This window comes from Mesorhizobium sp. M2E.F.Ca.ET.209.01.1.1, assembly GCF_004010375.2.
Classification (GTDB): domain Bacteria; phylum Pseudomonadota; class Alphaproteobacteria; order Rhizobiales; family Rhizobiaceae; genus Mesorhizobium.
Map to the genome: position 1 here is coordinate 1 of NZ_SADP02000413.1, position 372 is coordinate 372.

A 372-nucleotide genomic window follows, 5' to 3' on the forward strand; every position below is an offset into this window, starting at 1 on the left:
GAAGCTTGCAGCCTTGCTTGCCCCGGCCTTACCGGAGGATGTGGGGCTGCTGGCCGAGCTGTTGTCGTTGCCGACCGAAGGTCGCTTCCCGCCTCTCCAGCTGACGCCCCAGCGTAAGAGAGAGAAAATCTTCGATGCGCTTCTCCGGCAGCTCGAAGACTTGGCGCGACTAGGTCCGGTGCTGATGCTTTTCGAGGATGTGCACTGGATCGACCCCAGCTCGCGCGAGCTGCTCGACTTGGTGATCGAGCGGGTGCCGCACCTGCCAGTGCTGCTTCTCCTCACGTTCCGTCCCGAGTTTCAACCGCCGTGGACCGGGCAGGCGCACGTCACGGTTCTTGTCCTCAATCGGCTCGACCGTCGTGAAGGTGC

At 63.2% G+C, this 372-nt stretch carries 1 pseudogene; it reads left to right on the forward strand.

What is annotated here, in order from left to right:
• Window positions 1–372 (forward strand): annotated as a pseudogene (locus EN852_RS41295) (adenylate/guanylate cyclase domain-containing protein); the annotation flags it as partial.